General features: G+C 66.2%; 1 protein-coding gene. It reads left to right on the top strand.

What is annotated here, in order from left to right:
• Window positions 1-24,246 (top strand): DUF4347 domain-containing protein, encoded by a 24,246-nt coding sequence (locus BMZ24_RS12965; RefSeq protein WP_161949159.1) that lies wholly within the window; start codon window positions 1-3, stop codon window positions 24,244-24,246.
• The last annotated feature ends 22 nt before the right edge of the window (window positions 24,247-24,268 follow it).

Below are 24,268 nucleotides of genomic sequence, written 5' to 3' on the forward strand. Positions count from 1 at the left end.
ATGCTGAAGCATTTGCGCGAAAGATTCGCCGCCATGAGGCGTGGCTCCGTTTCTCCGGTCGAACCCCGCCGAAAGATGAGGTTTGAGACCCTGGAGCCTCGCATCCTGCTTTCGGCGGATCTGGGCATGGAAAATCCCGATTTCGGCCCTCACGGACAGGACGCCACGGTGGCCATCGAGCAGCCCCTGGTCCAGACCCAAGACCCCGCCGTCGTCGCTTCCGACGACACATCGGCCACGGACAGCTCCAGGCAGGAAGGCCCCGGACAGGAGAGCCCCGGGCAGGAGAGCCCCGGGCTCTACAGCTCCACGGAAATGGTTCTCGTCGATCCGTCCGTGGGCGATTACCACTCCCTCCTCGAAAGCCTGTGCTCTTCTTCTGATAATCTCACACAGTATGAGGTCCACGTGCTGGACGCGTCCCGGGACGGGTTCGAGCAGATTTCGTCCCTGTTGCGGGACCGGGGAGGAATCGATGCGCTGCACCTTGTCGCGCACGGGGATGACGGAAATCTGAGGCTCGGGACTACGATTCTGTCCGGGGACAACCTCTCGCTGCATTCCGAAGAGCTGCGTTCCTGGAACACCGCCTTGAGCGATAGCGGCGACATCCTGCTCTACGGCTGCGGCATCGCCGCCGGACAGGACGGCGTGGAGTTTGTCCGGGAACTCGCCTCCTTGACCGGGGCCGATGTCGCGGCCTCCATCGATGCCACGGGCGGGGCCGGCCTTGGGGGCGACTGGGATCTGGAATACACCGCCGGCGCCATCGATAGCGCCACGCTGTTCGCCAATCAGAACGATTACGCCTGGCTGCTGCAGGACCGTTATGTCACCGGCACCGACAGCACCGACACATTCACTCTCGACCTCGCGGGCCTCACCCTGACCGGCGGGGGCGCGAGCCTCTCCCTGAATACCACCGACAACTATTTTCTAAACGGAGCGGGCGGTTCCGACACCCTGATGATCGTAGGCGGGACCGGCGAGGACACCATTTCGCTTTCCTCCACCGGCATCACCTTCAACGGCACTACCTACAATTTTCAGTTTGGCGGCATGACCGGCGTGGAGTCGGTGATCGTCACCCCCGGCGACCAGTCGGAAGATGTCGTTTCCGTCAGCAGTCTGGACATGGACGGCAGCCTGACCCTGCTGGCGTCCCAGGGGACGGTGGCGGTAGCGGCGGGCGCCGTCGTGACCTGTGACACCGGCATCTTCATCACCGCGCCGACCATCACCATCGCCGACGGGGCCGTGCTGACGACGGCCGAGGATATCCGGCTCATCGCCAGCGCCGGGGTGGAAGTGACCTGGCTCACGGCCACGCCGGTATTCAATTACCAGAAAGCCGAGGCCTCCATCGACATTGGCGCCGCCACGCTGAACGCCGACAACGTTCTGATCCATGCCGATGCCACCACCATCAAGAAATTCGAACTGGTGGTGGACGAAAACGCCTTGAGCAGTTTTGTCGACAGACTGGTGAGCGGGCTGCTGCCCGCCAACACCTCCCTTGCCTTCACCGACAGCGGAGGGGCTGCGGCGGATGCGATCACCCGCGGCGACGGGGGAAGCTGGATCTTCGACGGGTTCAGCGTCGGTCAGCTGATCCGGATCAGCGGCACGACCTCCAACGACGGAATCTACCGTATCGATTCCCTGACGGCGGACACCCTGACCCTGGGCGCGGAATACGCGCTGGTCAATGAATCCACTGCTTCGGCTTCCGTGGCCTCCGCCGTGGCCCTGAGCGGCGAGCTTCAGCTCGCTTTCAACAACATCGACAGCGCCGCCGACACCATCGTCCGCGCCGTCGGCACCTGGGCCGCGGACGGCTTTGTGGCCAGCCAGTTCATCAGCGTGACCGGTTCCGCCGACAATGACGGGATCTATCGCATCGCCTCCATCTCCGGCGCCGTCATCACCCTGGAGAGCGGCTACGAACTGACCCAAGAAATCCAGACCGAAGCGTCCACCAGCGTGGTCTCCCTCATCGGCATGACGGCAGCTGACCAGCTCACGCTGGCCACCAGCGGGGGCGTCTCCACCATTGTCCGGGATTCGGGAAGCTGGATCAGGGAAGGATTCCAGGCCGGACAGAGCATCGAGATCTCCGGGTCCACCGCGACGATCACGCTGTCGGGCGATTTTCATTTCAGGGACAACGGCGCGGCGGCGGACACCATCGAGCGCGTCGACGGCCTGTACTGGGAAGATGGCGGGTTTCAGGCGGGGCAGTACATCTCGGTCGCCGGTGCCAATGCCGGCGTTTACCAGATCGCGGCGGTCGAGGGGGCCGTGCTGACCCTCATGGATGCGGACAGCCTGGCCGCGATGGATTCCCAAGCCGCCGTGATCACGGCCGTCACGGCCATGGTCGGCGCTCCGTCCCTGACCTTCGCCGCCGCCACGGCGGAGCAGGGGGCCATGGTCTCGCGGGATACGGGCAGCTGGGTGGAGGACGGTTTTTCCGCCGGCATGACCGTTGCCGTCGGCGGCTCCGCGTCCAATGACGGCGTCTACCGCATCGCCTACCTGGACGACCTCAACCTGATCCTGGAAGAAGGCGCGGTGCTCACGGACGAGGCGCCCGAGGACGGTGTCGTCCAAAACATCACCGTCCTTTCCCCCCGCAGCGGGGTCAATAACGGCACTTTTCAGATCCAGTCGGTTTCCGCCGACGGCCGCACCCTGACCCTGACGGACACTTTTGTGCTGCTGGCGGAAACCGGCAACGGGTTCACTGTCACCGCCGACCCGGTTTCGGCCGCCGACATACCCATCGCCATCGTGGACCAGAGCCAGGGGATGACGGGATCGCCTGCGCTCTATTTCGTGAACAAGGGGGTGCTGGCCGGGGCCGGAAGCCTGACCTTCACCGACAACGGCATCACCCAGGACGCCATTTCCCGGGATACGGGCAGCTGGGTGACCGACGGCTTTGCCGTGGGCCAGAAGATCACCGTCACCGGATCCGTCGCCAACGACGGGGACTACCTCATTGCCGACATCATCGACGGCGGAAAGACCCTGCGGCTGGTTTCCGGACAGGAACTGACGAACGAGACGATGCGTTGCGAGGATGTCAGCGTCATTGCCGACACCGCCGACACCATCACCCGCGCCACCGGCAGTTGGACCGACGACGGCTTTGCCGCCGGCCAGTACATCGCCGTGTCCGATACGGACAGCAACGACGGCACCTATCTCATCGCAGCCGTTTCCGCCGACGGCAGGACCCTGACGCTGGACGGCGTCTACACCTTGAACGGGGAAATCACGGACAGCGCCTCGGTGGCCCGGATCACATCCGCCCTCAACAGCAGTGGCGGACAGCTCACCGCCGGGGATGTCTCCGATCAGCTCCTGGGGCAGGTCGACGGGGTCGGCCTGTTCAACACCATAAGTTACGTGGCCCAGGTGCTTCTGGCCCAGGCGACAAGCACCATCACTCTCGGCGCGACGATCAACGCGGCGGGGAATCTGGTGGTTGAGGCCGAATCTCTCGCCAACACCACCCTGAAGACTCCGAGCCTGATTTTCGGGGTGTCGGTGGGCTCGTCCACGGCAAGCGCGTCGGCCATTGTGGAGAATGGGGCCGTCATCACGGCGGGCGGGGATTTCAGCCTGACCACCACGGTGGACAATACCCTGAACGTGACCTCGGCCGCCATGAAGGGCATTCAGAAGACCATCGCCCAGAAAGTGCTGCATATTCCCAGCGGCCCCGGGCTGTTCGTCGCGGTGGGCGTGGCCGATTCGAACAATACGGCCGCCGTGGACAGCGGCGCGGTGATCGAGGCGGACTCCGTGGCCGTGCGCGCGGAAACCACCAACCGTTTCAGCACGGCCGCCAAAAGCGTCGTCATCACGCCGCAGAAGAACATGGGCGAGGCCATCGGGGTTGCCGTGGCCACGTACAGCTCCGATACGAGCGCCCATATCGGCGGCACGGTGACCGCTGCCGTCGGAGGTGTGTCCGTGGCGGCAGAGTCCGTCAACGTGGTCGATCGGGTCAGCGCCGCCTCGGCCGTCAAGGCCAAACCACCCCTTGCCGGACGCATGATGGGCGCAGTCACGAAGAAACTGGCCGGAACCAAGGATCAAAAGGCCGGGTTCAGCCAGTTCTCCATGGCGGCCAGCGTGGCGGTCGCGGTGAGCAGCAACAACGCCGAAGCCTATATCGCGGACGGGGCCGTCGTCACTGCCGCCGGCGACATCGTCGTGACCGCCCGGGCCGAAGACAATTTCAAGGTGATCTCCACGGCGGCGGCCAAGCTCAACGCAGCCGTGAGCATCGCCGGAGCGGTGGCGGTGACCGATTACACCAATACCGCCAGCGCCCGCATCGGAGCTGACGCGACGGTGATTTCCGGCGGCGACGTGTCGGTGACGGCCGACGCCGTGGTGCCGAGCCAGTTCAAGGTCGTCAGCGATTTCATCACGCTCATGACCTGGTTTGCGGATCTGGACCAGAACATCACCACGCCGAGCATCGATTTCAACCTGCCCCGCATCGATTCGAGCTCCGGGACCATCGACTTTGCCGCTTCCCAGGACACCCTGACCCAGCTGTCCTCCTACAGCTCACAAACTCTGGCCGAACTCCTTGAGCCGGTGCAGCTGCTGATCGGTTACCTGAAGGTGGTGCCCACCAGCATCGCCACCACCTTTGTGCAGGCCAGTTCCGCGTCCAAGACCGAGAAGGACAAGAAAACCGGTCAGGTGAAAGACCCCGACGCCATCGGCAAGTTTTCCGCTTCGGGCATCGTCAACGTGCAGTCCGTGGACAATGCGGCCAGCGCCGTCATCGGCGCCGGCGCGGTGGTGTCCGGCGATACCGTTGCGGTGGATGCCGCCGCCAGCATGGACACCATCAGCATAGCCGGGATGAAGCTGGGCAAGATACAGGATGTCATCGCGCTGCTGAAGGCCGGCGGGGCCGCCGGTAACGAAAGCTCCGGCAGCGGGGCCGGAGGCACGTACAACGGCCAGACTTTTGTCAATCGGGCCACGGCTCTGGTGGACGACGGCGCGGTGGTTACGGCCACCGCAGGCGGCATCACTGTCGGGGCCACAGTCGACGACTGGATGCTCAACATCGCCCAGGCCGGCGGCAGCGCCGAAAAGTTCGGGGTGTCCGGGGCCTTTGCCTGGAACAACGCCACCCATGAAGCCGTGGCCCATGTGGAAAACACGGCCACCCTCGCCGCAACGGGTAATGTCGATATTGCGGCGTCCACGTCCTACCAGAACATCAATATCGCCGGTGCGATCCAGAAGGGCGGCACGGCATCGGCGGGTGCCGCGGTGGTGCTCAATCAGGTCAGCAACATCACCGAGGCCTTTGTCGGCGACACGTCCCACAGCGCCGAGCCTGCGGTTTCAGGCACGCCCATCCTGTCTTTTGCCGGCAACGCCATCACCCGTTCCGGCGGAAACTGGACAACCGACGGGTTCCGTGTCGGACAGTTGATCCAAATTTCGGGAACCGCCGGCAACAACGGTCTGTATCGCATCGTGTCCATTTCTGCGGGCGGCACGATCTTGACGCTCAATGCGGCCCTTGCCGCCGAAACCACGGCCGCTGCCGGCGTTTCGGCGCTGGGTTCCATCACGTCCGGCGGGGCGGTCAGGCTTGATGCCCGCTCGGATGAACTGCTGGTCACGGTCACGGTGGCCGCTTCCCAGTCCTCGGGCGGCACCAAGAAGGAGGAGACTGGCAGTTCTCCGGATGATCCGCTGGACGGCGAGAGCCTTCCGAACCTGTTCGGCGAAGAGCCGACCAATGTTAAGCAAGTGGCCGGCATCGCCATTTCCGGCGGGGCGAGCGTCAACACCGTAAGCGACGTCACCCGGGCCTGTGTCAGCGACGGCGTGCACGTGGACGCGGCGGGAGATCTGACCATCACGGCCGACAACCAGGCTCTGCTGGTTTCCGTATCGGCGGCCCTGGGCCTCGACATGAGCAAGGCCGATGGGGGCGCGGCCCTGGCCGGGTCTTTCGCCTATCAGGATCTGGACCGGGACGTGAATGCCTATGCGCAGGACGCGGTGATTTCGGCGCAGAATGTCTCCACCGTCGCGTCCAGCGATGATCTGGTGGTTTCCGTCAGCGCCGGCGGGGGCGGCTCAAAGAAGGGGAAACTGTCCGTGGCCGGTTCCGCGGACCTCGTCCTGGTCGACAGCGACGTGCAGGCCGGTCTGTGGGCCGACACCTCCCTGGATGCCGGGGGGGATGTGACCATCGACGCTTCGGGCAAGCTGCTGGACGTGTCCGTGGCCGGGGCCGTTTCCTATTCCGGCGGCGCCAGCGGCGTCGGCGGATTCGGAGCGGCGGCCGATGCTGTGGCGCTGACGCAGACCGTCAAGGCCTTCATCGGCGACAACGCCGTGGTGGATGCCGCTGGGGATATCAGCATCACCGCTTCCCAGGATACGGACATCATTTCCGTGGCGGCCTGCGGGGCCGTGACCAAGGGCAAGATCGGCATGACCGGTTCCGCCTCGATTCAGGTGGTGACCAATGTCGTGGAGGCTTCTATCGGCGCTGGCGCCGTGGTGACCACCCCCGGAAGCCTGCTTCTGGACGCGGACGACTCGCTCTTCGTGGTCTCGGTGGCCGGGGCCGTGGCGTACGGCAACACGGCCGGGTTCGGGGCGTCCGGGGCGGTGGGGGTCATCGACCAGACCACCAAGGCCTCTATCGGCGATGGCGCGACGGTTTCGGCCCAGGGGCACGGCGACGGGGTTTCCGGCGGCAACGGCCTGTCCGCCAACGGCATCGTCATCGATGCCGGCACTTCGGACACGATTTTCCGCATCGCCGGCGGCGGCGGTGTCAGCAGCAAAACCGTGGGCGGGGCCTTTTCCGCCAGCACCGATATAATGGACATCGACACCCTGGCCTACATCGGCGACAGGGCCGTCATCAACGCTACCACTGCGGGGGCGGCGGCCAACCAGGCCGTCAGGCTCCGTGCCGAGGATTCCCTGTTCAAGGTGGGCGTGGCCGGATCTTTGGGCGTTTCCAAAGCCGTGGGCGTCGGCATTGCGGCGGACGTGGAGGTCATCGGGCGGCGCACCAAGGCCTATATCGGCAGCGACAGCACCGTGAATGCCGTGGGTGATGTCGCCTTGCAGGCGGATACGACCGGCAAGATCTTTTACTTTGCCGCCGGTCTGGGGATCGGCAGCAACACGGCAGGCGTGGCCGGTTCGGCCGCCGTGGTGACCACCACCGATGTGACCCGTTCTTCCATCGGCAGCGGATCGACGGTTTCGGTCGGCGGCGACGTGGCCCTTCATGCCGCCTCAGACACGCTGCTGGTCGGCGGCGCAGGGGTGTTCGCGGTGGGCGGCAAGGCCGGAGTCGGCCTGACCAACGTGACGGTGGTGCGCAGCGACACGGTGGAAACCGAAATAAACGGGGCCACGGTGACGGCCGGCGGCGCGGTCGGTCTGGAATCCGGCGCTTATTCCTCTGTCGTGAACCTGGCCATCGGCGGGGCGGCTTCGTCCGAATTCGCCGCCGGCGCCGGCATTGCCGTGAATACCGACACCACCACGGTCTATGCCGGAATCTCGGGCAACGCCACGGTGACGGCCGGGGGGGATGTGACCGTACAGGCCCTCAATGACCGGTCGGTGGATACCTTGGCCATCGGCGGTTCCGGCGGCGGCAGCTACGCCGGCGCGGCCGGAGTGGCCGCCAATGCGGTCACCAACCGCGTCACGGCGGAGATCGCCGCGTCGACGGTCAAGGCCGGCATGAACGTCGACGGCTCCATGTCCAACGCGGCGGCGGACGTTGTCCTGCTGGCCCAGTCCTCCTCCGGCATCCGGGCCCTGGCCCTCGGCGTTTCCGGAGCGGGCACAGGAGCTCTTTCCATTGCGGCCCTGGGCAATTTTGTGGTGAACACCATCGGCGCCGGTATCACCGGCTCCACGGTGGCGGCCGGGGGAGACGTCACTTTGACGGCCAGGGAGCTGGCGCCGTTCAGCATTCCGGACTGGATCGTGCCTGCGGAGGCGGCCGCCGACCTGTCCACCGCCCTGGACGGATCCCCGGTTCAGCTGGACTCCAATATCCTGGCGGTGAACGTGAGCGTGGCCGGTTCCGGCAAGGTCGCCGTGAGCGGACTGCTGACGGGCAATGTGATCGCCAACGACATTTCCTCGGAAATATCCGCATCTACGGTAACGGCGGGAAGACACACCATAAGCGGGATTATTCTCAATCCGGCCGCCGACGTCATTCTGACCTCCCTGACCGATTCGGCCATCCTGGCCCTGTCCGTGGGCGTGGGCGCATCGGGGCAGGTGGCGGTGCAGGCTACCGGCTTCGGCAACGTGATCACCGGCGTCGTCGAGTCGAGTATAACCTCGGCATCCACCGTGCAAAGCGGCGGCCTGGTGGCGCTGTCCGCCGAGGACCAGTCCCACATCACCTCGGTCGGCCTGAGCGTGGCGGCTTCCGGCAGTGCGGCGGTCTCGGCCATCATCGGCGCCAACGTGATCACGAGCACCGTGGACACGTTGATCACCGGGTCCACGGTCACAAGCGGCAGCACCCTGGCCCTCGCGGCCCGGTCCGCGTCCACCATCTTCAGCTTTGCCGGCGGGGTGGCCGCTTCCGGCTCCACAGCCGTGCAGGTGACCATGGCCGGCAACGTGGTCACGAACACCACCAGGGCCGCGATCATGGCGGGAACGACCGCCTCGGATGTGGATGCCGTCGGCGCCGTGACGCTTTCGGCCACGGACGCCTCCATCGTCGACGCCATTGCCTTCGGGGTTGCCGGTAGCGGCAGCACCGCCGTGGGCGTGGGTATGGCCGCCAACGTGATCGCCAATTCCACGGAGGCCGCTGTCGGCGGATCGAGCCTTGATACGGGTTCGACGCTCACCCTGACTGCGCAGTCCACCGAGATCATACGCGCGCTGGCCCTGGGCGTTGCCGGGTCCGGCTCGGCGGCCGTGCAGGTCACGGCCCTGGGCAACGCCATCATCAACAGCGTTGCCGCCACCATTTCCGGGTCCACGGTGAGCGCCGCCGGAGACATCGTCCTGACCGCCCGGGATCTGGCCCCGAGCGTGCTGACCCCCTGGAACCTGGGCAGCGAGAAAAACGAAGACGATGTGGACGCAGCCCTGAGTGGTTCGCCCATCTCCCTGGACGCCAACATCCTGGCCCTGAACGTCGGCGTGGCCGCGTCGGGATCCGTGGCGGTCAACGCCGTCCTGACCGGCAACGACATCACGGGCAGCGTCGAGACCGGGATCACGGGCTCCGTGGTCACGTCCACCGCCGGCGACATCGTTCTCGACAGCGACGCCAGTTCCGGCATCATTTCCATGACCGTGGGCGTGGCCGGATCGGGCGCTGTGGCCGTGAACGCCACGGGCTTCGGGAACGTCATCGGCAACTCGACCACGGCGGCCATCACCGGCGGTTCCGTGGCCACGGCCACGGCCGGGGCCTTGGACCTCGACGCGCAGGATTCCTCCCTGATCCGTTCGGCCGCAGTGAGCGTGGCCGGCACGGGCGCGGTGGCGGCGGGGGCCCTCATCGGCGCCAACGTCATCGCCAACACCGTGGCCAGCGACATCGTCTCCTCATCCGTGATCACAGGCACGACCCTGGACCTCGAAGCCCGCAACACCGCGGACATCATGGGGCTGAGCGTGGGCGTGGCCGCGTCGGGCGCCGGGGCGGGACTCCTGTCCCTGACTGCCAACGTCATCGCCAACACCACCCGCGCCTCCATCCGGGGCACGGACACCGGGCGCAGTTTCATCGACGCCACGGGCGGGGTGAACCTCGAAGCCTACGACTCCTCGGAGATCAACACCCTGGCCATCGGCGTGGCCGGCACCGGCGGCGGGGCAGTGGGCGTGGGCATCGCCGCGGCCTCCATAGCCAACGCCACCGCGACGGAAGTGAGCGACACCGACCTCTTCACGGACGCGACCCTGGCCATGACCGCCGAGTCGGGCTCCATCATCCGCACCCTGGGCATCGGCGTGGCCGGCTCGGGCGGCTTCGCCGTGCAGCTCTCGGCCATGGGCAACACCGTCACCAACACGACAAGCTCGGAAATCATCGACGCCGGCGTCACGGCCGGCGGCGTCACCCTGGCGGCCCGCGAGGTCGCGCCGAGCGTGGTTCCGTTCATGGACGCCGTGGGCTCCTACGTACAGGACGGCGAGACCCGGACGACCCTGGACGACGCCCTGGATGATTCGCCCCTGGACCCGTCGGCCAACATCCTGGCCCTCAACGTCAGCGTGGCCGGATCGGGCGGCGTGGCGGTCAACGGCGTCGTCACGGGCAATGTCATCACCAATGAAACTTCAACCAGAATCTCAGCTTCCACCGTGACCGCCACGGGCGACATCGGGCTGGAGACACTGTCCGACTCGGGTATCGCCGCCATGACCGTGGGTGTGGCGGGTTCCGGAGTCGCGGCCGTGAACACCACGGGTTTCGGCAACGTCATCGTCAACTCCACCACGGCCACGGTCGAGGATTCGACCCTCGACGCAGGGCAGTCCGTCTCCCTCGCGGCCACGGACAGCGCCGACATCGCCGCCCTGGGCATCGGCGTGGCATTCTCGGGTGCCGGGTCCTTCAACGTGCTGGCCGCGGCCAACGTCATCACCGACACGGTCACGGCCGATATCACCGGGTCCGACGTGACCGTGGGAAGCGCCCTGACGCAGGACGCCGCGACGCGCGCGGGCATCATGTCCTTTGTCGGCGGCGTGGCGGCCGACGTTTCGGCCGCGGGGAACCTCACTCTGGCCGGCAACGTCATCACCAGCACCACCGAGGCCGTCATCAGCGGCGCGTCCACTGTGGACGGCGGCGCCATTTCCCAGACCGCCGAGAACTCCGCGAGTATCGACAGCCTGTCCTTCGGCGTGTCCGCCGCCGGCGGTGGGGCCGGCGGGGCTGCGGCAGCGGCCAACGTCATCGTGAACACCACTGCCAGCGGCGTCCTCGATTCGACCGTGACGAACGCTGCCAGTTTCAGCGCCCAATCGCGGTCCGAGGCCATCATCCGCGCCCTGAACCTCGGCGTGTCCGGCGCGGGCGGCTTCTCGCTGCAGCTGACCGCCCTGGGCAACGACGTCACCAACACCGTCACGTCCGAAATCTCGGGCGCAACGGTCACGGCCGACGGCAACATCTCCCTGTCCGCCACGGACGAGGCGCCCTCGACCATTCCCGCCTGGGCCCTGTCCGCGGAGAACCAGGGCAAGCTCGACGCGGCCCTGACTGATTCGCCCCTGGAAAACTTCGCGAGCACCAATATCCTGGCCCTGAACGTCAGCGCCGCGGGTTCGGGCTCCATGGCCTTCAACATCGGCCTCATGGGCAATGTGGTCGCAAACACCGTCCAGGCCGGCATCGTCGATTCCACGGTGACCAGCGGCTCCGGCGGCGTCTCGGCCACGGCCCTCTCGGATTCGGGCATCGTGGCCCTCTCGGCCGGCATGGGCGTCAGCGGCGACGTGGCCCTGAACATCACCGGTTTCGGCAACGCCATCGTCAACACCGTGGATGCGTCCATCAGCGGCGGCTCGACCGTCACGGCCGGCGGCACCGCCTCCCTGTCCGCCACGGACTCCTCGTCCATCACCTCCGTGGGCCTGGGCCTGTCGGCGTCGGGCGCGGCGGCCATAAACGGCACAGTGGGCTACAACCTCATCACCAATTCCATCACCGCCGGGGTCTCGGGTTCGACCCTGACCAGCACCGGCGCGGCGGAACTGGCCGCATCGTCCGAAGCGGAAATCCTCAGTTTCGTGGGCGGCGTGGCCGCATCGGGCCTGGTCGCGGCGCAGCTGTCCCTGACCATCAACGAGATCGAAAACACCATCAGCGCCTCCATCGTGGACGATGACGCCGGAGCCTCCACGGTGACCGCGGGCTCCCTGTCCCTGTCGGCCACGGACGAGTCGACCATCGACTCCGTGGCCATGGGCCTGTCCGCATCGACCTTTGCGGCCGGCGGGGCGGCAGTGTCCAAGAACCTCATCGCCAACGGCGTGACGGCCGGGATAACCGGTTCCGGGGTCGATTCCTCCGGCACGGTGTCCCTCGAAGCGCGCTCCTCGGACATCATCCGATCCTACGCCATCGGCGTGGCCGGCGCGGGCCTCGGGGCGGCCAACGCCTCCCTGACCCTGAACGACATGGGCAACACCGTGACCGCGTCGGTCGCGGATTCGACCGTCACCGCCACGGGCGACATCTCCCTGTCCGCTTCGGAAACCGCGCCCCTGGCCGTGCCGGACTTCAACACGGCCATCGCCGCCCCGGCGGGCATGGTCGGCAAGCTGACCACCGCCCTTGACGGCAACGAGGTCAACCCCAACGCCAGCATCGTGTCCTTCGCCGGCAGCATCTCGGTCGGCGGCTTCGCCGCCCTGGGCGCGGCCGTGGCCGACAACAGCATCCACGGCACGGTCAATGCGGAAATCGTCGACTCCACGGCGGACTCCGCCGCCGGGTCCGTCACGGTGTCCGCCGCCTCGGGCGCGGCCATCGCCAGCCTGGCGGCCGGTTTCGGCGCCTCGGCCGGCATCGCGGCCAACGCCTCGGTGGTGAACAACACCCTGACGTCCTCCACCTTGGCCGGGATCACCGGCGCGTCCACGGTTTCGGCCGGCGGCGACGTCACGGTGGAAGCCTCGGACGCGGCGCAGATCGACGCCCTGGCCTTCAGCCTGGCCGGCGGGTACGCCGCCGTGGGCGGGGCCGTGGTCGTCAACACCGTCGGGAACACGACCCTGGCCCAGATCTCTGGAAATTCCGCAAGCCAGAAGGCCGCGATAACCGACGCCGACCTCCTCACCGTCTCGGCATCCTCGAGCTACACGGTCGGGGGCCGGAGCCTGGGCGCGAACCTGGGCGGCGTGGCCGCCGGCGGTTCCGTCGTCTCCGCATCCATCAATGGCTCGACCTCGGCCTACATCGGCGAATTCTCCGATATCGGGGTCGGCGGCGCCGTGGGCCATGTCAACGTGACCGCCCAGACCACCGTGGACGTGACGTCCGGGGCGTACGGCCTGGCCGGCGGCATCCTGGCCGGCAACGTGAACTCCGCCGGCGCCACCGTCGGCATCGCCGTTGATGCGCATGTCGGGAACGCCGACATCGTCGCCACCGGCGACGTGAGCGTCTCGGCCGGGGCCGTGATCACGGCCGAAACCGATGCCTTCGGCCTCAGCGTGGGCGGCCTGGCCATCGGCGCGTCCCTGTCCGACATCGGGATCAGCTCCGAAATATCCTCCTTCGTGGACGGCGCGGCGGACATCGCCGCGGCCAGCCTGACCGTGCAGGCCTCGGCCGACGCGAACGCCGACGCCTACGCCAACGCTTCGGGCGGCGGCCTGCTGGCCGGCAACGGCGCCGACGTCGGGGCCATGGTCAAGCCCGTGCTCAAGGCCTTCGTCGACGACGGCGCCGTCATCGCCGTGAGCGGACTGCTCTCGGTCGCGTCGGCGTCCAAGGGCAAGGCCAAGGCCAAGGGCGAAGGCGTCACCGTGGGCATCGCCGGGGTCGGCGTCGTCCTGGCGGACGCGGAACTCTCGCCCGAACTGACCACGTTCATCGGCAGCGGCGCGGACGTCACCGCAGGGTCCATCGCGCTGCAGTCGCGCCACAACGTCAACGCCGACGGCACCGTCATCGACCAGGGCGCCGAGGCCTGGGCCGGCGCGTCCGGCGGCGGGGTGGTGGCGGTCAACGGCGCCTCGGCCACGGCCACGGCCGCCGCGATCCTCGACACCCGCATCGAGGCGGCGGCCACGGTTTCGGCCACCGGCGGCGACCTGCTCGTTTCCTCCGTTTCCAACGACAAGGCCGGCGCGACGGCGACGGGCATCACCGTGGCCGGGGTGGGCGTGGGCGCCATGGTGGCCACCGCCACCAGCCATGGCACCCTTGTCAGCCAGATCGACTCCTCCACGGTTTCGGCCCACGACAACCTCACGGTCGAAGCGGCCGGCTACGGCACGTCCGAAGCCGGCGTCTCCGCGGCCACGGGCGGCCTCGTCGCCGGCGGCGTGAACATCGCCACGGCCACGGTCACCTCCGAAGTGACGGCCGACATCGGTTCCGGCGCCATCATCACGGCCGGCGGCAAGGTTACGGTGGATGCGCAGGCCACGCCGAAATCCGTGGCCGCCACGTCGGGCGTCAACGCCGGCGGCGCGGCCGTGGGCGGTTCTTCGGCCATCGCCGAGTCCTCGCCCGTGATCGAGGCCTTCGTGGGCCACGGCGCTTCGGTCACGGCCACGGACCTCGACATCACCGCCTCCCGGAAGGTGCCGGGCAGCGGCGTCTCGGCCAGCGCCTCGGCCTCCGGGTCCAGCGGCGGGCTGCTCATCGGCGCCAACGCCACCGTCAGCAGGGCCTCGGGCAACGGCAGCGCCGCGGCCTACGCGGACACGGACAGCATCCTCGACATCTCCGGCAGCGCCACAGTCGAGGCCGATTTCGACAGCGTCCAGCGCAGCACCGCCAACGGCAAGGCCTTCGGCATCGTGGCCGTGGGCGGCAACTATGCCATGGCCGACAGCGGCAGCACCGTCAGCGCGTACCTGGCCGACGGCGTGACCGCCACGGGCGGGGCGTTCTCCATCAGCGCCGGCGGCACCGAGGACAACCGGGCTTCGGCCATTTCCGGCACGGGCGGCGTGTTTTCGGTCTCGGCCTCCGAGGCGTACACCACCAGCTCGAACACGACCCTGGCCACCGTCGGCGCCAGGGACGGCGGCGGGATCGACGTGGACAGCCTGAGCATCTCGGCCGCCCATGAGGCCCTTTTCGACGCATCGGCCGACAGCTCCTCGGGCGGCGTCATCGACGCGCCCGGCGCGAAGATCCAGAACACCGTGACTACCGACGTTACGGCTGGCATCGGCGACAACGCCGACATCCGCGCCCGCCAGCTCGACATGAGCGCGGAAACGACGGTGCGGAAGGACTGGCTGTCCGGCTACAACCTCGTCTCCGCCTCGGGCGGCGTGGGGGCCTTCCCGGCCGGCGCCAGCAGGAGCGACATCAATATCCAAAGCCGCACCGTCATCGACGACGACGCGACGGTGACCGTGACCAAGCGCGGCGACGGCACGGGCGGCGACATGAACCTGTCCGTGCACAACGACGTCACGGCCCGCGACAAGGCCAAAATCGACTCGGGCGGCGCCGTGGCCACGGCCAAGACCGAATCGCGCATCTACAACGACGTCAACACGGCCGAGATCCTTGTCGGCGACGCCACCCTGCAAGCCGGCGGCGGCATCGCCGTGTCCAACTGGACCGATCTGGATCTGCAAGCGCAGGCCCATTCCAAGACCTACGGCGCGGCCGGCTACGCCCAGGGCGTCTCCGTGGCGCACGCGTCGCCGAAGAACACCGTGACCATCAGGGACGGGGCGGCCATCGAGGCCGCGGGCGACATAGCCATCACCGTCGGCGGCAGCGCGGACGAACTCCAGCGCTCGACCACCACCGTCGCCGCCCGCACCGATCTTTGGAACAAGACGGCCATCCCCATCCGGTCCAACCCCACGGCCGACGCCGTCGTCAATCAGGACTCCCGCATCGATGTGGCCGAGGATGCATGGATCGGCAGCAATCAGGACGTGCTGCTGACGGTCGACGGCGGAACACGCTCCGTATCGGGCAACTGGAACTATCAGGACGCCTACATGGGCCTGGCCGAGGACATCGCCAATGGCCTGATCTCCCTCTTCACCGGCTCGAGTGGTTCCGTGTCCCTCAAGGAGAGCGGCGGCAGCGAGCAGGACAACCTGGATCGGAACGTCAACATCGACGGCACGGTCGAGGCGGGCCTGAACAACAAGCAGTTCCTGGTCGTGGACGGGGCTCTTGGCGATCCCAACAACCCAGTCATGAGCGGAACGCCCGGACTGGTCTTCACCAGCACCTCGGGCGAGGACAGCATCGAACGCACCGATGGCGGCAACTGGGCGACAGACGGCTTCAGCGCCGGTATGTACATTCAGGTTTCCGGAGCCGGCAATCTGGACGGGGCTTACCTGATCGAAAGCATCACGGGTTCGACCATCACGTTGAACGCCGAGACGCCCCTGGGCGGCGAAAATGAACCCGTGATCGGGACCGTGTCCGCGTCCGGCGTGACCATTTCGCACCTTGTCATGACCGGTGCTCCGAAACTGACGATCAAGACGGCGGACAACTCCATCACCCGCAGCGCGGGCAGTTTCGTCGAGGACGGGTTCCTGGCCGGCCAGTGGATTTTTGTTGACGATGCCGAAGCAAACAGCGGCTTCTACAAGATTTCCGGGTTCTCGGGCGACGGTGCGATCATGTATCTGAACGCGTCATCGTCGCAGCTCGCAGCTAACGCGCAGAACGCGTTCGGCGTGACGATCCGGGGAGTGGCCGAACCCGTCGTCGCGGTGGAGGGCAGTGTCTATCCGTTGCTGGAGATTGAATCCCAAGGGATTACTGCCTGGATCGACCGGCCTGACGGCAGCGGCAGCTTCATCGACGACGGCTTTGAAGTCGACCAGTATCTGCGCATATCCGGTTCGTCGAACAGCGACAATGACGGCACCTATCTGATTACAGGGGTGACCGAAACCCGGTTGACCATATTCTTGAGCACCTTAGATTGGCTCAACGACTCGTCCGGAGAAACTCCTTCCATCCTCTCAGCCTTTACGACTGAGCATTCCGTAGCAGGGATGTTTGGAAGTCTGGCATTTGACGCGGACAGCGGCACCATAACGCATTCCTCCACCGCCCACTCCTTCACGACCGACGGATTTGCCGCGGGCCAGATCCTGGTCGTCAACGGCACGGCCAATGCCGGGGTCTATACGATCAAGGAGGTTGACGGAAACGTCATCACGCTCAACGAAGCATTGCCGGCCGACGCAACGGACGTTGTTCCATCCGCCGTCACGGCCTACGATGGCGATGACTACGCGACGGTCCAGCTCGGCACCCGGACCATGTCCTTTGACGCCGCAGCCCGAACCATCACTCGCAACGACGGGCTGGCCTGGTCCGGCGTTTCCGCTGGGCAGATCATCGAGATCACGGGTTCGCAGCACAACACCGGCTTCTTCACTGTCGCCGAGGTCAGCGACTCGGTCCTCACCCTGGTGGAAACTGATTTGCTGACGGATGAGGACCAAGCCTTTGGCGTGACCATCGTGGCGGCGACATCGCTGGATACCGTGATCACCGTCGACCTCGGTCTGACGCACACCGATCCCCGGGACACCATCACCCGCCAGGACGCGGCGTGGGCGGATGACGGATTCGAAGCGGGCATGTTCATCAATGTGGCCAACACGACCAGCAATAATTCCTCCTTCAGGATCGACAGCATCTCCGGCAACACCCTGTACCTGGCCAAAAACCATACGCTGATCGACGAAACCCTTTCCGCCGGGCAGAGCGCCGCACAAGGGGTGGCCATCACCAGCTCCAACCCCCGGCCCTTGACCATTCACACCACCACGGCGCAGGGCGCTCCGGACCTGACCTTCGCCAATGTCTACGGCGGGCGCGACACCATCACCCGCTCGACGGGCAGCTGGCTGGCCGACGGCTTCCTGGAAGGGCAGACCATCACGGTCTCCGGCTCGGGCGTGAACGACGGCGTGTACCAGATCGCGACCATCAGCGCCGACGGCCTGACCCTCGGGCTGTCCATGAAGGACACGCTCGCCTCGGCATCCGGGGTGAGCGGGGTGTCCGTCAGCGGATCCGGCATTTCCTCCGGCGTCTCGTATTCGCTGAGCGTGGAGGATCTGGGTGTGAACATCGCCAAGGAGATCGACCGGCTGCAGAAACTCAAGGCCGAGCACTACGGCAATGCCGCGGCCATCGCGGGGTACAACGCCCAGATCACCCAGCTCAAGATGCAGGCGCTGGACCTCGGGCTGATCGACGCCAGCGATCCCGGGCTGCTGAACGACAGCACCCCGCTGTCCCCGAAGCAGGAACTGCTGGTTACCTACATCGTCGTGTCCGACATCGAGGCCAGTTCCGGAAACATCGAGGTTTCGGCGGGAACGCTGACCGGCACCGGGAATCTCTACGCCAACAACGACACCGGCGTGGTCATCGAGAACGCCAGCCCGTACTATTTGCGTGTCGGCGACGTGATCATTCCAACGAACCAGGGGGGCATGGTCTTCTTCAACGTTCTGCCGGTGACGAGCAACGCGGACATCGAGAGCGTGTACGATTTTCTGTACGCCTCCGGCCAGGTCGGCCAAACCCCGCAATTCTCGACCATCGGCACGGACGCGGGGGAAACCGAACCCGCCATCTCCATCAGGAGCACCTTCAATCCGACGTTCCCGGAGCAGGAGGAATTCCGCGGCATCACCGCTCCGGACATCGAGATCACGGGCAGCATCGTGAACCGCCTGGGCAGCGTGACCATCCACGACGCCAAGGGCAGCGTCCTCATCAAGGGCGAGGCCGGCAAGACGGCCGTGGCGGCCAAGACCATCGACATCTCCGCGGGCCGCGATTTCGTGCTGACCAGCGAAGGGTTCTACAACACCGCCGGAGAACCCTACGGCTCGCAGAACACGCCCACGGTCGCCGGCAACAACATCTTCCTCACCGCGCGGTACCTGAACTTGAACGGCATCGTGCAGAGCGGTCGACCCGACCGCTCCGTGACGCTGGACGCCTCCCTCGATGACGATATCGCCGCGTTCAAGGCCAATGCCCTGGCCGGGCGGTATCTGACTCTGACCAACGACGACGGCAAGGGGCAGGGCATTGAGGTCCGCTATGACCGGGATACGGACGCCATCGTCGTCGACTCCGTCGCCATCGAGGGCGGTTTCATGCTGCTGACCGGCCAGATCATGAACACCAATGCCAACGCGGTACTGAAGTCCGTGGACGGCTTCGGCCGCGTCACCATCAACAACGCGACCGGCTACGCCGTCGTCGTCAACGACATCGACACCGGCGGGGACGGCATCGAGGGCATCATCAAGATCGTCGACACGGTCGATACGTACTCTTCCTCCGGCGTCTTTCGACCGGGCGTCGAACCCACCGTGACCACCTACACCCGGATTGGCGACACGATCAGCAAGACGGTGACCCGCGGCGGGACGCTGCTTTCGACCTCGGACTCCAGCGGCAGGACGCTGACCGACGGCTACACTCCCGCGGCAGGCCAGCGCTATGTCTACGTCACGGGTCAGACGCAGTTGCGCCGGATTTACAAAGAATACATCACGTCGAGTTTCTGGGGCATCGACTGGTTGTCTCCGGATCCCGGCCAGCAGCCGGACAAGGTCTGGACCGTCAACGTGGGAGGGCCCGTGCCGACAGGAAGCGGGACTTTTGTGGAATGGAACGCCTCGCTGACCGATACGCCCACGAAGGTCACTCCGTTGAGCGTCAATCTCGACGCCGAAAAGTTTCTGTACGGTTACAGCTACACGACGACGACTGGGTGGTGGATCTTCTCCACCACCGAATACCATAACGTCCTCGTCTACGCGCAGGGATCTGTGACGTATTCCAACAACAGCATGAAGGCCGACTATCCCATCGACATCGAGTTCATCGGTTACGATGCGGGCGGCATCACCATCAATTCCGCGACGGATGTCATCGTGGCCGGCTCCCTCGTCAACGTCGCCGGCACCACGGCCATCACCAGCGCCGGCACGGTCGCCAGCACGGAGTACGGCCAGGTTCAGGGCAGGGACATCGACCTTGTCGGCGTCACGGGCATCGGCTCCTCCGACAGGGCGCTGCAGGTCGATCTCGCGGGAGGCGTTCTGGATGCGGCCAGCAGCGCCGGCGACATCTTCATCGAGGAATTCACCGGCGCCCTGAACGTCGGCACGGTCGACGCGTCCCACGGCGACGTGACCATCGGCGCCTATGGTTCCATTACCGCCGCCGACGGGGCGTCGCTGATCAGCGGCAACTCCATCGACCTGTCCTCCCGGGCGGGCGGCATCGGTTCGGCGACCCAGTCTCTGCGCATCGACAGCGGCGTCTCCGGGTCGGGAAGGCTGACGGTTACGGCCATGGACGACATCCACCTTGCGGAAACGAGCGGCGACCTGGGTTTGAACACGGTCCGCTCTGTGCGTGGCGACGTGCATCTCCAGGTGCTCGACGGCAACCTGACCGACGCCAACGGTAACGACACCCGCGACGAAAGGACCATCGCCGACTTGGAGGCCCTGTGGAGCAGCATGCGCCTGACCCTCGCGACGGGTGCCAGCGAAGCCGCGCAGCAGAACATCGCCGCCTACGAGGGTCTTAAAACCAGAGAATACACCAGTTACTGGAACTACCGCGAGCAGCAGGCCAATCCATTGGTTTATGATTCCGCCTTCGAAGTCCGTTTGTCGGATCTGGAATTGAACTACTACCGGTCCGTCGGCTGGACCGATGAGAATCTCGCGGACCTGGTGGCCAAGCGGACCCGGGAGTACCACGATCTGCACGCTGCCTACGGCGCTCTGGGCGATACGCGCATCGACGGATATGCCTATCAGGTGGTCGTGGGCAGCGCGGAGCATGAGACCCTCATGGCCGGTCATGCCTGGACCGCGGCCGAACTGGGCACGACCTTCAATCCGTCCCTGCTGCGGGCCAAGACGGACACGGAGACGAAGATCGAGGAAGCCAACATCTCGGCCAATAACGTCTTCATCAGCATCGTCAACGGCGGCATGGGAGGCATCGGCGGCCAAGAGATATTCACCCTGCCCATGGATGCCGATTCCCTGACGGAACGGCAGCGGCTCATCCTGGCCGCCGCCGAGCGCGACGACATGATCGCGCGCGACGTGGACGGCAATATCGTCGACATCTTCGATCCCGGCAGCAACGCGGCGACTCTGGAGATCCTGCTCCATGACGATGTGGATATCGCGGCCAGGGGCGGCATCTCCATTGCGAGCGACACGCATGTCTACCTGGGCAGCGAGCAGGACCTCAACATCGACAGCATCGTGGGCGGCGACGCCATCCGCATCAAGGGCGCACAGGGCGTCTTCGACGTGGACGGCGGAAGCACGGTCACCGGCGGCGGGCCGGGCGGAGGGATCATCCTTGAAGGCGCGGACGCCACCCTCGGCACGTCCGACCAGCCCCTCGCCGTGGATCTGCTGAACGGCAAACTGACCGCCAGGGCCACGGGCGACATCAACCTCCTGGCCGTGGTTCACGACCTGTTCGTCGACGGGATCTATTCCCAGGACGGGCATGTCACGGTCTCGGCCACCGGATCCATCTTCAACGGCAACAACGACAGCGCCTGGAATATCCAGGCCGGCTCCGTCACGCTGACCGCCGGAGGGTCCATCGGCCAGGACGGCAACGCCCTGAACACCGAACTGCCCCTGCTCGACGCCGCGCAGTCCGGCCTGGGCGTGATCGACATGACCGCGGGCGGGGACATCTTCGTGACCGAGGTCAGCGGCGACATGAACGTCGGTCGCATTTGGGCCGGCGGTACGGCCTCACTTTCGGCGGCTGTGTCCATTCTGGACGCGAACGATGATCCCAACCCCGATATCATCGCCAATTTCATCACTCTGGGCACCGTGCTCGGAGGCATCGGTGCAGCTGGCAACGATCTGGACATTGATTCGTCCGTAACGCTCGATGGCCTGGTCAACATCTCCTCGGCTGAAAACGTGTACCTGATCGAGGCGATCGGCGACCTGCGCCTCGATCAGGTTCTGCTGACGACGCTGAATAAGAAGGCCTATCTGGCGGCGCAGGGCAGCATTCTCGGTGCTAATTCCTCGGGCGACCATGCCGTGATCGCCGGGGCGGTCATCTTTCGTTCAGACCAGAACGTCGGACAGTCAGGCGATGCGCTGAACATCCAGGTCCAGCGTCTGGAGGGTGCGGTTGCGGGCGACATGTGGGTGCACAACCACGGCGCATTGATCGTGGGCAACGCCGGCGACGGCACCAGCGGGTTGACCTCGGCCGGCGGGGGCATCCAGATCACCGCCAGCAGTCCGGTGACCATCGAAACCAATGTCGTCTCCACGGGTTTGAGCAACGACGGGGACATCACCATCACATCCACGGACCACGCGGGAAGCGGAGACGACATCACCGTTCTCGCCGGCGCGGTCATCAGGAGCGTCGGCGGCAACGTCACGCTCCTCTCCGGCGACGACGTCATCCTGCACAGCGGCAGCGCCATCAACGCCGACGGGACGGTGCGCATCGTCGGCGATCACGGCGACGCTGACCCAGGCGCGGGCAGTCTGATCGAGCTGCACGGGACCATCACCGCTCAGTCCGTATCGCTTGAAGTCGGCGATGACGACGACACGGTGGTCATTCCCGGCATCACGGTCGCGACCACGATCCTCACCGGCGGCGGCGACGACCTCATCCACGTCGGCAGCAACGCCGACGCGGCGGGCAGTGCGGGTGGGACCATGGCCGGTATCACGGCCCTGCTTGACATAGACGGCGGCGATCATCCACGCGGCGACACCCTCGTCATCGACGATTCCGGCAACATGGGCGCCAATAGCACCATCCTCGACGGAAGCACCCTGACCATGACCGGCATGTCCGGCTCCATCCAGTACGTTCGGATCGAGGACGTGAACATCTCCTTCGGCAGCGGCGACAACATCGTCAACGTACGGGGCACGGCGGCCGGGTCCACCACGCGCCTGACCACGGGGGATGGCGACGACGTCTTCAACATCTCCTCCGACGCTCCGACGAATCTGGGCAACCTGGACGGCATACGCGGCGACCTGGTGCTGGTCGGCGGCGGGGGAGTCAACACCCTGAACGTCAGCGACCGGGGCAACACAACCGGCCGCATCGGCGTGGTCATCACCGAGAACGACATCATCGGCATGACCGGCGACGCGGGCGGTTCCGGGATCATCGGCTTTGACGGCAGCTTTAGCGGCGGCGTAAACGCTCATTTTGGTTCGGGAGCGGACGGCATCACCGTCCAAGGGGTTTTGCCCGGTCGGACTTTCGAGATCCGGGCCGGAGCGGGCGACGATACGGTCACGGCCATCGATGCCGATGCCGGTGCAGAAGGACTGCTGATCGTCTCCGGCGAAGGCGGTTCCGACACCCTCGACGCTTCGGCTTGGAAGAACGGCGTTGTTTTCTTCGGCGACGGCGGCGCAGCGACGGGCCAGGGTTCGATGACTCCGCAAAGTTTGGTTTCCGTGGAATCCACGGCACCCGCCGGCGTGGGCAAGGACATCCTCATTGGCGGTTCTGGCGACGACATCCTTGTCGGCGGCGGGGGCGACGACCAGTTGCGGGGCGGCGCGGGCAACGACGTGATCATCGGCGACGCAGGCCGGGTGACTTTCAGGAACGGCGAGCTTTACGAGGCCGGTACACTGGGGCGCTTCAGTTCGTCCGACGGGGATGACACCCTCGTCGGCGGGGCCGGGAACGATTTCATGTTTGGCGGAGATGGGTCAGACCTGTTCTACGGCGACCTGTCCGAGGACGTGATGATCGGCAAATACGGCAAGGTCACCCTGAGCGGCGGCAAGGCCGAGGAGGTCATCGCCCTGGGCGATCTTATCGGCCGGACCATGGTCGACCTTTACAGCATCGAGGAAACGGATGAGGCTTCCAGGGAACGCTCGGCCGGGCAGAGCGAGTCCCTCACTCCGGAGCCCGCGCCCGACGCGCTGGAAATCGAACAGGTGCAATCCGAATCGAGCTACTCCCGCCGCGTGACCCATCATGGCGGGCATTCGGTTCCGGCGGCCCAGGCGCAGCCCGGACAGGGCACGGCCCCGGCGGACGCGGTCCCGGCGGACGCTCCGGACCGGGAGCAGGGGGCTGTGGCGGAGGAAGTGGTCGGGCTGCGGCCCGCCGTTATTAGCCCGAGGCCGTCGGGCGGAGAGGGTTTCGTGCCGGAGCGGGAGGAAACTCTCTTTGCGGCCCGGGAGGACGCGGAGGCGACGGGTCTCCAAGGCGCCGTGGCCGGCTTGACCTGCCTGGGCGCGCTGTCGACCCGGGGCAGGAATGAAAAGCGTCGGCTGACCCCCGAGGAGCTGGAGGGTTTCGCCAGGCCCAAGGGCCGGAGCTGGAGCTGGAACGGGGAAAGGCTGCAAGGCGAGGAGAAGACGGAGTCTTCCCCTGCGCGGTTGGTTACCATAACGGAATTCACGGTTGAGAAGAAACGTCAGGCTGCGGACGCATAGTCCGGCATTTTCATACTGAGCC

The organism is Desulfomicrobium norvegicum (genome assembly GCF_900114595.1).
Lineage (GTDB): Bacteria > Desulfobacterota > Desulfovibrionia > Desulfovibrionales > Desulfomicrobiaceae > Desulfomicrobium > Desulfomicrobium macestii.